Origin of the sequence: Macrococcus capreoli (assembly GCF_025628935.1) — a bacterium.
In the GTDB taxonomy this organism is placed as follows: Bacteria; Bacillota; Bacilli; order Staphylococcales; family Staphylococcaceae; genus Macrococcoides; species Macrococcoides capreoli.
Genome location: NZ_JAOTIS010000007.1, coordinates 87,071 through 100,404, shown reverse-complemented (window position 1 = coordinate 100,404; position 13,334 = coordinate 87,071). Strand labels below are relative to the sequence as shown.

Annotated in this window: 14 protein-coding genes and 1 riboswitch; of the genes, 4 read left to right on the top strand and 10 right to left on the bottom strand. The window is 36.5% G+C overall.

The genetic code is table 11. The features are described 5' to 3' along the window. Window positions 1-17 precede the first annotated feature (17 nt). From OCL94_RS06940 to OCL94_RS06925, 4 genes are read right to left on the bottom strand one after another with little or no spacing between them, the layout of a single operon-like run. Entirely contained in the window at window positions 18-752 is a 735-nt protein-coding gene (locus OCL94_RS06940) for a class I SAM-dependent methyltransferase (protein ID WP_262995893.1), read from the bottom strand. 15 nt (window positions 753-767) lie between these two features. Next, window positions 768-1,550: an alpha/beta fold hydrolase gene (locus OCL94_RS06935; protein ID WP_262995891.1), complete on the bottom strand. Its 783-nt coding sequence runs from the start codon at window positions 1,548-1,550 to the stop codon at window positions 768-770. 11 nt (window positions 1,551-1,561) lie between these two features. Further along, entirely contained in the window at window positions 1,562-2,275 is a 714-nt protein-coding gene (locus OCL94_RS06930; RefSeq protein WP_262995889.1) for a hypothetical protein, read from the bottom strand. Then, the gene (locus OCL94_RS06925) at window positions 2,276-2,947 is read right to left on the bottom strand and encodes an HAD family hydrolase (RefSeq protein WP_262995886.1); all 672 of its coding nucleotides are present in this window, start codon (window positions 2,945-2,947) and stop codon (window positions 2,276-2,278) included. Between the two features lie 75 nt (window positions 2,948-3,022). Here OCL94_RS06925 and OCL94_RS06920 point away from each other — a divergent pair, with 75 nt between their 5' ends. Further along, the gene (locus OCL94_RS06920) at window positions 3,023-3,544 is read left to right on the top strand and encodes an NUDIX hydrolase (RefSeq protein WP_262995885.1); all 522 of its coding nucleotides are present in this window, start codon (window positions 3,023-3,025) and stop codon (window positions 3,542-3,544) included. Here OCL94_RS06920 and OCL94_RS06915 read toward each other — a convergent pair. From OCL94_RS06915 to OCL94_RS06890, 6 genes are all read right to left on the bottom strand, one after another. After that, complete coding sequence (locus OCL94_RS06915; protein WP_262995883.1) at window positions 3,528-4,478, bottom strand: FecCD family ABC transporter permease; 951 nt, start codon at window positions 4,476-4,478, stop codon at window positions 3,528-3,530. The genes OCL94_RS06920 and OCL94_RS06915 overlap by 17 nt on opposite strands. Beyond that, complete coding sequence (locus tag OCL94_RS06910) at window positions 4,468-5,328, bottom strand: heme/hemin ABC transporter substrate-binding protein (RefSeq protein WP_262995881.1); 861 nt, start codon at window positions 5,326-5,328, stop codon at window positions 4,468-4,470. Before OCL94_RS06910 ends, OCL94_RS06915 begins: the two co-directional genes overlap by 11 nt. Window positions 5,329-5,583: 255 nt before the next feature. Then, window positions 5,584-7,242, bottom strand: a complete 1,659-nt coding sequence (argS, locus tag OCL94_RS06905; protein ID WP_262995879.1) for an arginine--tRNA ligase — start codon at window positions 7,240-7,242, stop codon at window positions 5,584-5,586. Further along, window positions 7,242-7,649: a YwiB family protein gene (locus tag OCL94_RS06900; protein ID WP_262995877.1), complete on the bottom strand. Its 408-nt coding sequence runs from the start codon at window positions 7,647-7,649 to the stop codon at window positions 7,242-7,244. Before OCL94_RS06900 ends, argS begins: the two co-directional genes overlap by 1 nt. A 215-nt stretch (window positions 7,650-7,864) precedes the next feature. Then, window positions 7,865-8,362: a YwhD family protein gene (locus tag OCL94_RS06895; RefSeq protein ID WP_262995875.1), complete on the bottom strand. Its 498-nt coding sequence runs from the start codon at window positions 8,360-8,362 to the stop codon at window positions 7,865-7,867. A gap of 9 nt (window positions 8,363-8,371) precedes the next feature. Then, complete coding sequence (locus OCL94_RS06890; protein WP_262995873.1) at window positions 8,372-9,667, bottom strand: HD domain-containing protein; 1,296 nt, start codon at window positions 9,665-9,667, stop codon at window positions 8,372-8,374. A gap of 237 nt (window positions 9,668-9,904) precedes the next feature. After that, window positions 9,905-10,009: riboswitch (SAM riboswitch) on the top strand. 80 nt (window positions 10,010-10,089) lie between these two features. Between OCL94_RS06890 and mtnK the strand changes: the two genes are divergently transcribed. From mtnK to OCL94_RS06875, 3 genes are read left to right on the top strand one after another with little or no spacing between them, the layout of a single operon-like run. Further along, window positions 10,090-11,292 (top strand): S-methyl-5-thioribose kinase, encoded by a 1,203-nt coding sequence (gene mtnK, locus OCL94_RS06885; RefSeq protein ID WP_262995871.1) that lies wholly within the window; start codon window positions 10,090-10,092, stop codon window positions 11,290-11,292. Then, window positions 11,289-12,308, top strand: a complete 1,020-nt coding sequence (gene mtnA, locus OCL94_RS06880) for an S-methyl-5-thioribose-1-phosphate isomerase (RefSeq protein WP_262995869.1) — start codon at window positions 11,289-11,291, stop codon at window positions 12,306-12,308. The genes mtnK and mtnA overlap by 4 nt, the downstream gene beginning before the upstream one ends. Further along, a complete protein-coding gene (locus tag OCL94_RS06875; RefSeq protein WP_262995867.1) occupies window positions 12,308-13,330 on the top strand; it encodes a sugar ABC transporter substrate-binding protein in 1,023 nt (340 codons plus the stop codon). The genes mtnA and OCL94_RS06875 overlap by 1 nt, the downstream gene beginning before the upstream one ends. Window positions 13,331-13,334: the final 4 nt, after the last annotated feature.

The following is a 13,334-nucleotide window of genomic DNA, read 5'->3' as shown; positions in this document are numbered from 1 at the left end:
TTTGCCCGACGGCCTCGTTACTTACGCCTTGCAGATATGATAAGCATCATCGGTCTTCTTAACTCGTCTTTCATGCCAGGGACTTCATCCAATAACTTTTCACTTGGCTCTGGTTCTGAAATCCCTTTAATCTCAAAGTCATATTCAATTAAAGTACTTAAATAATGTGACAATGTTCGATGATACTTTCTAACTTCTTCACCAAGAAATTTCGTTTCTCGTTCGCCTTCTTTATAATAATGATCCACAGGCCAATACAATTTATTGCCCGCTTCATCATATACCCAATCTTGACTTCCTTCCGCTGTAAACACTGGATGTTCAACACTAAATATAAAAGTTCCGTTTATCGTTAATACTTCTTTAACTTGTTCAACAACTTCTTTAAACGACGGTAAATAATGTATCGCTAACGAACTCATAACCACTTCAAACTCATGCGGTTCAAAGTCTAATTCATCCATCGATTGATTAATAAACGATATTTTATCAGCATCAGGCTGAGCTTTTGCACGTTCAAGCATCTTTTCAGAAATATCAATCCCGACAACTTTCTCTGCGCCTTGTTCTACTGCATACTGACAATGCCAGCCGTATCCACATCCTAAATCAAGCACAGCAGCCCCTTTAAGTTCCGGTAACATTGCTTTAAAGCTTTCCCATTCTCCTGCTGCTTCTAACCCTTTCACTGAACGTTCCATTTCACTATATTTATCAAATAACGACCGTTTATCATAGTTATTATTGTCCATAGCCGCTCCTTCTTCTTAAATCGTAGTCTGTAAAAATGATTTTACTTCCTGGACAAATTCATCATATTGTTCATAAAGTAATCCATGGCCACTCTTCTCATAAATCGATAACTTACTTGCAGGTAATAGCGATGCAAGTGCTTCAACTTCATCTAATGGTACAAGTTCATCATGTTTACCACACATAATTAAAGTTTCAGTTTCAATTACATCAAGTTTTTGAGGATTGTAATCTATCGTTGATGTAATCACTGCATCTTCTTCTCGTTCTGTCATCCCAGTTTGTGTATCTTTCATTCTTTTATAATATTTCTTTACGGTCTTCGTATCGTGGAACATATATTCTTCCAGCACTTTATTACGTTCTTTACGTGACATTGTTCTTAATATGCTGGCATAGCGATTATGAAATTCATTCTCTGCTTCATAGTAACTTTTAATCCCTGTGCTAATTAAAATTAATTTGTTCACGTAATTCGGATACTTAGATGCAATCGTTGCTGCTACAGCACCACCTAATCCAAATCCTAAAAAGTGCGCTTCTTTAATATACAAACAATCCAGCACCGTTAATACATCTTCAACATAGTCATCCATCTTAATATGCATCGGTTTATCGCTATATCCATGGCCACGTAAATCAATCTTTATAATCTGGAAATCTTTCATGAATTCCGTATCAAAATCATTAAACATTGTTGTGTTCATGAACTGACCGTGCAGCATGACAAGTGGGTATCCTTTACCAATTAATTCATAATGCACTGCAACATCATTATTTGTTAATGCTATTTCCATTCAACATCCCTCTAGTTTCTAGTGATTTTTGTGAACTCTAATACATCTGAAGCTTCGTTATATTGATAATCATTGACAAATTCAACAACTTTAATTGAACAGTTCTTATGAATATCAACATTATCGGCACGTAATAAATCGCTCACAACATTCTCAACATTTGCATTCACTGCATCAATTTCACGCACCGTTAATAATGAATCTTCGTCTTTAAAGATCAATTTCTCACGTTCTGCTTTAACCGTCAGTGCATCGCATACAATGTATCGAATATTACTCATTTCAGCAACCGTAATTGTTATATCTTCTGCATTCAGTTCATTGTCTAAACGAATAGATCCTTTCGAATGAAATGCTGATGCTTTCACCTGACCCATACCAATGAACGCGCCTTTATTATGTATTTCATTTGTCTTCAAACCATGTCGTAAATCAATCGTACCACGATTAACAATTGATTCACAGATTGCATCATCCTGTACGACTAAATAACCTTGCTCACCAATACTTAATTCATTTGTTTCTAATGTCCCTTCAATAATTAACTCGCCTTCTACTTTCAAATACGGTACATTTAATTGTCCTTCGATCGTTAAACTTGCATCTTTCTCAACAGATAATTCATTTGCTTCTATACTTGACGTTGCTACAGCTTTCCCTTCAACTTGAATCGTTTCAAATATACCACCAACGACTTGCTCATCATGCCATGTTACATACGTCATTTAAATCGTCTCCTCACTTAATATATTAATTAACTCCGATAAATCTTCTATACGATAGTTCATCATTTGTTGCTCCGGTAATTCAAAATAATGATTGTCTTTAAATACGGTCTGCATTCCAAGTTGATGTGGTGCAGCGATATCGTTAACCGGGTGGTCACCTACAAACATGCATTCCTGTGGTGAAACACCTAATTTATCACACATCATTAAGAATATTTCAGCATCTGGCTTTCGATATCCGACCGCTTCTGAAATGATAATTTCTAAAATATATTCCTCTATACCCAATACATCTATAATATAACTTTGATGATTAACTTTACCATTCGTAATAATACCTAATTTATACCCTCTGTTGTGCAATCTTAATACGACTTCTTTTGCTCCAGCATATTCTGTCGCGTATTTTGGATAATTGGTATCGTAGTCCTTTAATAAATCTTCTGTTTCTATATAATGAATATCTAGTTGTTCTAATAATGCTTTATATACACGTTCTTTCTTCACATAGCCGTGCGCATCGTATTCAACGAAATAATTAATGTAATCATTCTTTTGTACATGTGTAAAATATTCTCTAAATCGCTCAAACTGATCATCAAGAAATAACTTTAACGATCGTTCTCGATCTAACAATGTCCCGTCTAAATCAAATATAATAGCTTTCACGATACTCCCCCCAGTTAACATTAGTATAGCTTATCTGTTAAACTGAAATCGAATAATATGTGCGAGGTGTATTTGATGCAGTGGCGTAAAGTTAAATTAATTTCAGCAGAGGATTATAAAGTATTTACAGTGAATACGACAGAATTTTCACGCGGTCAACATAACGGGATCTTCTACCAAATCAAAGCGCCGGACTGGGTAAATGTCATTTGCGAAATAAAGCAGCAGATTATGATGATTCGCCAGTTTAGAATAGGTATTGAAGATTATGTACTGGAATTGCCTGGTGGTTTAATTGATTCGCATGAACCCGCACTTGCAGCAGGTGTGAGAGAATTAGCCGAAGAAACAGGTTTCTCTGGAGACGCACAAGTGATTGGCACGATGTTTCCTAACCCAGCGTTATTCACCAATCAATTACATACTGTATTGGTGACAGATGCCAGAAAGACAAATGAAATTTCCCGAGAAATATTTGAAGATATTGAAATCGTATTGGTGCCGATGCATGAACTTAAACAAAAAATAGCGCACGGTGAGATCACCAATGCTCTGACGCTTGCAAGCTTAATGCAATACTTTAGTTTAAACGTTTAACATGTTGCTGTAAAATTACCCAGAGTAATAATGGCATTCCGAGCAGGCACATCATAATTGATACTGGAATTTGTACAGGTTGAACGATTTCCCGACCTAACAAATCACCGGTCAGTACAAATAAGACAGCAATGAGTAACGTCATATTTAGCTTTGAAAGGTGACTACCTTTAAAGTTTAGTCTGACGAACGGCGGTATTATCATTCCGACAAATCCAATGATGCCGGTCATACTGATGAGAACTGCACACATCATACTTGTCGTAATTAATAATACGTATATCATAACATCTGTTCGTAACCCTAATGACGTAGCCCGTTCAGTACCTAAGCCTAATATCTCAATTTGTTGATGGAAGTAATAAATAATCATTAAACCGATAACCGTCACTAGTACCAATATATATATATCAGTAAACGATACTGTACTAATCGAGCCAAACAAATAATTCATTATATGTGTCGCTTTATTCGGTACAATCAGTACTAACATGTACACTAAACTCGAAAAGAAAAAGTTAATAAACATCCCAATCAGTATCATCCATGTTGTTTGCTGTTGATAATGATAAAGTCGACTTGCAACGAGTACGATGAACAATGTCAACATACTAAATGCAATGCTAAACAGCATAGTCATTGCAATGCTCATACTGAGAACAATCGATAACGCACTGCCAAAACTTGCGCCACTTGCTAAGCCTAATGAAAAGCTATCTGCCAGATAGTTATTTAATATCGTTTGAAACACATAGCCAGTCACCGAAAGTATTACACCCACTAGTATGCCGGTCATTACTCTCGGTAACCTTATTTCCAGTAATACAGTTCGATTGATTGAGTCGTTCAAATCAAGTACGCCATTATTATCATAAAATAATGAGAGTATGATGACGATGATGATTAAACCGAAGACAAATAATTTATTTTTCATTTGTAATAACTTTCGCTATTGCTTCCATACCTTGTGCAATTCTAGGACCTGGTCTGGAAACTGTATCCGGATCAACTGCAAATATTTGATTGTGTTTCACTGCATTGACATCACTAAATCCATTACGGGATTTCACGACTTTAATCAATTCCTTCTCAGGCATTTCACTCGTTGAAATAATGATATCTGGATTTTTCTTTACAATTGCTTCTGCACTTACAGCCTGATATCCTTCAATACCACTAAAGATGTTCTGTGCGCCAAGCTGGTTTAATAAATCATTCATTAACGTATGGTTCCCGCCAGTATAAATATCCGGATTTGAAGAAACTTCAATAAAAACTTTTTTCCCCGCAATTGTTTGCTTGTATTTATCTGTTGTTGCTTTTACTTGCTTTTTAATATCTTCAATTAAGGTTTGACCTTGTTGTTCTTTGTGTGTTGCTTTTGCGATCTGGCCAATACTTTGATACAGTCCGTCAAACGAGCTTGCATCGCTAACGATAATCACTTTAATTCCTTTATCCTTTAGTTTTTGTAACGTTTTTTCCTGGGCTTTTTCCATAGATTCATGAGCAAATACCATCGTCGGCTTCGCTTTTAATAATGCTTCATAGTCCAGTTTCATCCCGTCAAACTTCTCTTTATCTTCCACTTGCTTTGGATAATCATCTACCGTTGAAACACCAATAATCTCTTTGCCTAATCCTAATGCATACAGTATTTCGGTATTACTCGGAATTAATGAAATAATACGTTCCTCAGATTTATCTTGCTTTACTACCGCTTTATTGCCACACCCTGCAATCACCATCATTAGCATAAATAAAATTAATATCGATCTTTTCATAAGCCCTCCACGCCACTCTTTTTGTATAATTATACCATGTGTATCATACAACTATCAAAAAGGAAAAAGACAACGAAAAATTCGTTGCCTTTTTCCTTATGATTCGTTCTAAACGCATTGAAAACAACCTCTCAAACGGCGTTTTCAATGCAGAACCTCGTCAAATTTCAGCAACACTTTCAAAATCAAAGAACGATTTTTCAGTGTTGCTTCCAATTTGTTCGGTTCTAAACGCATTGAAAACAGCCTCTCCGACTACATTTTTTCTGGACTTGTTACTCCTACCAAAGTTAATGCGTTTTGAAGTGTGATTCTTGCTGCTTCAATTAACGCAACGTGAGCTTTAGATTTCTCAACATCATCTGTTAATACTTTCTCAGCGTTATAGAATTTGTGGAAGTGTGCTGCTAAGTCTTGAATATAGTTCGTAATTCTATGTGGTGCACGTGCATCTGCTGCTTGTTCAATCACTGTTTCAAAGTCAGCGATACGTTTCAATAATTCGAATGCTTTTTCATTTGTAATCAATGAGAAGTCCACATCTGTTGCAGGCACAATACCGTTCTCAGCAGCTTGACGTAACATAGAGCAAATTCTAGCATGAGCATATTGTGCATAGTACACTGGGTTATCACTAGACTGACTCTTCGCAAGTTCCATATCAAAGTCAAAGTGTGTATCTGCACTTCTCATCGTTAAGAAGTAACGTGCAGCGTCAATGCCTACTTCGTCCATAATATCACGTAACGTAATCGCGTTACCTGTACGTTTACTCATCTTCACTTCTTGTCCGTCTTGTAATAAACGTACCATTTGCATGACTTGAATTTCTAAACGTTTAGAATCTGTACCGAATGTTTCAAGCGATGCTTTTAAACGGTTGATATAACCGTGGTGATCGGCACCGAAAAGATTAATTAGTGTGTCGTAGCCACGTTCAATCTTGTCATAGTGATATGCAATGTCTGGTAAGAAGTATGTGTAACTACCATCTTTCTTAATTAGTACACGGTCTTTATCGTCACCAAATTCAGTCGTACGTAACCATGTAGCACCGTCTTGCTCAAATAAGTAACCATTTTCACGCATTTTTTCTAATGCTTTATCAATTTCTTTATTTTCATATAATGACGTTTCACTGAACCAGTTATCGAAATGAACATTGAATTCAGTTAAATCTTTTTTTAGTTTATCCATTTCGTAGTCTAAACCAAGTTTACGGAAAGCTTTAATACGCTCTGATTGCTCAACCTCTTTATACTCTGGATGTTCTGCAGCTAATTGCTTACCAATTTCAATAATATCTTTTCCGTGGTAGCCATCTTCAGGTAAATCCATGTCCTGACCTAACGCCTGGAAATAACGCGCTTCAATTGAGTACGCTAAGTTCTCTATTTGTTTACCCGCGTCATTAATATAGTATTCACGCAGTACTTCATAACCTGCAGCAACTAATACGTTACTTAACGTATCACCAACTGCAGCATTACGTGCATGACCAATGTGTAGACTACCTGTAGGGTTTGCTGAAACGTATTCTACTAATATTTTTTCATTTTTAGGTTGTTCTGCTTTACCGAAGTTTTCTTTTTTATTCAATGCTTCAGAAATAATACCTGTAAGATACGCGTTATCCATATAGAAGTTTATGAATCCCGGTCCTGCGATATCAATTTTTGTAACGTCTGCTTTTTTTACATCTAAATTATCTACAATCGCTTGCGCAATTTCACGCGGATTACGTTTAGCAAGCTTCGTTAATACCATCGCAATGTTTGTCGCATAGTCACCATTTTTCGTGTCTTTTGGCACTTCGATCTTGATTTCAGGCACCTCTGTAACAAGCTCAGCTTTTAAGATCGCTTGTTTAATTTCTTCGATTAAAGTTTCTTTTTGTTGTTGTACGATATTCATTATAATCGCTCCTTATATTGTAGTTCATATGTGTAACTGCCGAGTACAGTATTGTTATTAGTAATTGAATATTGTATATAAACCTTACCTGAATGCGCTTCTTGTTCGATGAGCAATTGGTTCGTTGTCACTTCCATGACCGTTTTTTGATTAGCGAGGGTATACATGTTTTGAGTTGTTTCAAATGGTACGAATAGAAAGTCTAGCGTTAATTCGCCTTTTCGGTTTATACGCACCCGTTCTGATTCAATTTTAACACGAACGTCTGTCGAAATGTCATCAATGTATTCTTTATACATAATATATGTATGAGATTTTTGTAATCGTGTACCAACAGTAGTAAATTCGAACGTTTCAGTACCTTCGCTGTTCGTGATTTGTTGTTTAATTTGAATGTCTATTTCCACGTTTATCACCTACTTATGATTATAACAAATGTTGCATAAAATTAAAGAAAGCAGGTATACAAATACCTGCTTTCTTTAGTGTCCTAGCTATTTTTATAGCTATTCATATCTTACTAATGTTGAGCAAAAAAAACAACCGAAAATGTACATGTTTAATAAAGTCATATTATTGTCACAAATTAAAATAAACATTATAAACCATTAGGACTAGTTTCTTACCTTAACATCTCTTTCAATTCATCCCCGGAATTCTTCCACATTTCAGGATTATGATTCATCAGGAAATCTTTCAATACGGCTTTGTTGTCATCACCGATTTGATCTAATATAAATTTATGTTTCATCGATTTATCCATCATATTCACGTGTTCTGCCATTACTTTATAGCCACGTTTACGTTCTTTATTGACTGCCATATAACATGCCGTCACACCTGCATAATATGGCCCTACTTCAGCGCGTTCAGTCGTCACCCAAACAAGCCAGTATTCTTTCTGATCCGGACCTTCAGTTTCTGATTTATCAGTCACCCATTTCACGCGTTTCTCAACTTCACTACGTGCGTGCATCGCACCAATATCGATAAAAGCTTTCTTTTCTGCAACATCGATAAATACGGGTGCTACATTGTCTAAACTAATTGCACCAATATTTGTCCCTTTATGTCCATCAAGCGGATCGTTCTTAATAATGTTAAATTGAAATTCTGCCATTGTACCACCCTATTCTAATTCGTTTAATAAATTAATAATTGCGCCTCTAACTTCAAGGTCTTGTATATTTAATATCGTTTCTTTCGGATAGAAGATTTTATAATCTTTTCGTTGAATACCTGTAATACTATTAATAATCACTGATTGCGTACTAATCTCTTTAATCTTACCTGTACTCGTTATCAAGTGAATTGGTTTACGCGAGTTAATACCAGGTCTATTATAGTCATACGGTAAATCACTAAACGAGTCTACAACGAAATAATAATCCGGGTCAATCCCTGCTTTATGAAATAACTCAGTCAATTCATCGATTGTAAATCGATTACCATCAAACGGCAAATGTTTAAACAAATCACGGTTGACAAAACGACGTGATAAATCACTTAATATCGCATCGTCTTCATCAATCCACTCCTGTAGATAATAGTTTACGACCATTTCATCGAGCCTTAAATATTCGTGTACCGTCACTTGATTTGATTTAAAGAATGGCACTAAATATTTGGGCGGTTCTTTAAATTCATATCCTGCTTCATACAATACTTTCGCGCGCTTCAGTACGCGATTTAATAATACTTCTCCACCACGACTTACCGGATGGAAGTACACTTGCCAGTACATCTGGTAACGGCTCATTAAATAATCTTCAACCGCATGCATCCCACTTTCTTTAATCACAACTTCATCTTCTGTCGGACGCATCAGTCTTAAAATACGCTCCATATCAAAGCTACCATAACTCACACCTGTATAAAATGCATCACGTTGTAAATAATCCATTCGGTCAGCATCAATTTGTGATGAAATCATCGAAATCACGAGTTTATTATGATGGGTCTTATTAATCACATCGGCAACTTCTTTCGGGAAATCTTTCGATACACGTGATAATACTTGATTGACCTCTGTATCTCCAAGGATAATTTGCTGCGTATATAACTCATGGTCTGTGTTAAATATTTTCTCGAAACAATGTGAGAAAGGACCATGCCCTAAATCATGCAGTAAAGCTGCACATAACGCAAGAGGTCTATCCTTATCATTCCAGTGCGCTCTCCCCGTAAATATTTCATCTATCATTCGGCGTACAATTTCGTACACACCTAAAGAGTGATTGAAACGTGAATGTTCTGCTGTATGGAACGATAAATAAAGCGTACCGAGTTGTTTAATACGGCGTAAACGCTGGAATTCTTTCGTCTTAATTAAATCCCAAATGAGTTGATCACGCACATGCACATAACGATGAACTGGATCTTTAAAAACTTTTTCTTCATGCATTTTCTGGAATTGGTAATCCATAGCGGTACTCCTTTATTGTTTTCATTAATTAAAGTTTATCATACATAGATAAATTATGAATCTATTATGGATGTTTTGTGTTGATTTGGTGGCGGTTCGCAATTCTTTCGAGTATTGCGAACTTACTCACAAGACCAATTCGCTCCCCAAAAGTTTGAATACAAAAAATTTTCAGATTTTTATTGACTTCTTAAAATAATTCATTTAATATTCAACTTAACAAAAATTAAATACAAATATTTATCAAGAGTGACTGAGGGATTAGGCCCTATGACGTCCAGCAACCTGTCCACACGGAAAAGGTGCCAATTCCTACAGCACATTTGTGCTGAAAGATAAGTAGAGATACTAATGGCTAACGTTTTCCCGTGCATGCGGGGAAACGTTTTTTTGTTGTAAAAATTTATATTGGGGTGAGGTTATTGGGTAATTTTGATTCGTATTTCTTAATGCAGGAAGCAGATATTGCAACATACATACTTGAAACAACCGACTTATTCAAAAAGAACGATACTTTAACTGTAAATGAAATCGGTGATGGTAATTTAAACTACGTATTCCGTGTATCAAACGGTTCAACATCCGTTATTGTCAAACATTCCGGTGTCGTCGCCCGTATTTCAGATGAGTTTAAGTTATCAACTGATCGCACAATTCGCGAAGGAAAGTTACTTCAAGTTCACGGAGAGATTGTACCGCATCTTGTACCACATATTTATACAATCGATGAAGTAATGAAGTGTGTCATCATGGAAGATTTAAAAGAATATAAAGTCTTAAGACAAGGGTTAATTGATGGTGAGATATATCCACGTATCGGGAATGACTTAGGTACTTATTTAGCTGAAACGTTAATCAACACTTCAGACTTCGTGCTTGATGCGAAAGAAAAGAAAGCATTACAGAAGGAAACGATTAATCCGGAACTTTGCGAAATCTCCGAAGATCTCGTGTTCACAGAACCTTTCTACGATAACTATTCACGTAATGAAGTAAGCGATGCACTTTTACCACATGTTGAGCAATTGCTATACAACGACGAAACATTAAAGCTTGCGGTCGCAGAAGCAAAGCTTAAATTCTTAAACAAAAGTCAAAGCTTAATTCATGGTGATCTGCATTCTGGTTCGGTCTTTGTCAATCACTCTGGTACAAAGGTTATTGATCCCGAGTTTGGTTTCTATGGTCCGGCCGGGTATGACGTTGGAAATGTACTTGCTCACCTCTTCTTTGCTTACAGCAATGCTCAGGCACACAAGAGAGATGAACAAGCAAAGTTTATCGCCGAAAGTATTACAGAAGTACTAGAGGTATTTAAACAAAAGAGCTTAGCACTCTTACAGGAGAAAACGCATGACGTTGCGCTTAAACAATCATCCGTGTACGCAAGTTATATTCGCTCAATCATTGAAGATGCATATGTCGTATGCGGATTAGAGCTTATCCGCCGCATTGTAGGACTAGCGAAAGTGAGTGACTTAACAACGTTACCAGAAGATAAACGTGTGCAAACAGAAGTACAGCTTATCAAGTTTGCTAAGTCACTTATTCAATATCCATCATCAGTGTCTATCTATCCTTCAATCTTCTCACTTTATTCAGAATTTAAGGAGATTGCAGCATGACATTAAAAGCGATTCAATATAACGACGGTGTATTAACACTGCTTGACCAAACAAAGTTACCACATGATATTACGTACATCGACTATACAGATTATGAGGCAGTAGCTATCGCGATAGAAGATATGGTTGTGCGTGGTGCACCGGCAATCGGTATCACTGCAGCTTACGGTGTTGTACTTGGTGCCTTGCAGTATAATGGCGAAACAAGCTTTTCGCACTATATGGAGTCTGTAATAAAGCGACTTGCTAACACTCGTCCAACAGCAATAAATCTTTTATGGGCTTTAAATCGAATGGAAAAGGAAGTAACTGAAGATGTTAACCCAACGATTAAAGCTCTTGAAGCTTTAGCTGAAACCATTTTTGAAGAAGATAAAAAAATCAATGAGCAAATCGGACATCATACATTATCACTCATTCAACCGAACACAACATTTATTACGCATTGTAATCCAGGTAGCCTTGCAACGAGTATGTTAGGAACTGCAACAGCAGGATTTTACTTAGCACATGAACAAGGGATTCCTTTTAAAGTCTTTAGCGACGAAACGCGACCACGGTTTCAAGGTGCACTTACTGCTTTTGAATTATCTCAAGCAGGCATTGATGTAACGACGATTACAGATAGCACAGCGGCAAGCGTCTTACAACAGCAAGAAGTGACCGCCGTTATTGTCGGGTGTGACAGAGTAGCACTCAATGGAGATGTTGTGAATAAAATCGGCACACTCCCACTCGCGATTGCAGCGAATTTCTATAACGTGCCATTTTACGTTGCTGCCCCTACACCAACATTTGATTTGACGGTGAGAAGTGGCAATGACATACCGATTGAAGAACGCAATACACGTGAAGTTACACATATTCAAGAGATTCAAATCGCTGCAGATGTTCCTGTGTATAACCCAGCGTTTGATATAACACCAAATCATTTGATTACAGGATTAATCACGGAACACGGCATTATCGAAGCAAACGAACACGATATTACTAAATTATTTGAGGAGATAGACTGATGAAGAAACCATTACAATTATTACTTGCAACAAGCATCTTACTGACAGGATGCAATCAGGCAACATCACAAACTAAAGATACAGGAGCTCTTAAAGGCAAGAAAATTGCCGTAATTCGTAATTTAGGCAGTGACGATCATACGAAACAGTTCGTTGATGGTGCTAAAGCTCAAGGCGAAAAACTCGGTTTAAAAGTAGATACTTTCCTATCCAATGGAAATGATGCAAAGTTCCAACAGCTCGTTGACCAGGCAATCCTAAAAAAATACGATGGTATCGTACTTTCTCACGGCAAAGAAGATTATAGCTACGACTTAGTAAAAAAGATTTCTGACGCTAAGATTAAAGTTGTCACATTCGATACAAAATCAGATAAAGACGGCAAAGTAATTGATAACGTAGTAGCAACAAGTCAAGATGATCATGCACTTGCTAAGTTATCTCTCGATGCCTTAATCGAAGACAAAAAACAACCTGTCAAGGTGCTTAAGCTTTGGGTTGGACCAGGGTTCCTTCCTCTTGATAAACGCCAGGAAATTTTTAAGAAATATGAGCAAGATGGAAAGATAAAAGTTGTTGAAAGTATTGGGCCTACTAACTTTGAAGATGTTCAAGGAGATGTAAAGAAGAAGACTCAAGCAATACTTTCGAAACATAATCCTAAAGATTTCGATGCTGTATGGGGGTCTTGGGATGAAATGACTAAAGGAGCATATCTTGCATTAAATGAGAAGAAAATCAATCTTCCTATTTATTCAATTGATATTTCAAATCAAGATATCAACTTTATGAAATCCAAAAATAGTAACTGGAAGACTTCAGCAAGTGTTAATCCAAAAGTAATCGGCGAAACGGACGTACGAATTCTAGCTAAGTTAATAAAAGAAGAAAAAGTACCATCTACTTACGCATTTAAACCTGTACAAATAACACAAAAAGACTTAAAACAAGACACGAATATGGAAAATCTATCAAAATCAGTACCTGCTTTTAGCCAGGAAGACGCCTTTAAAATTAAATAACGAT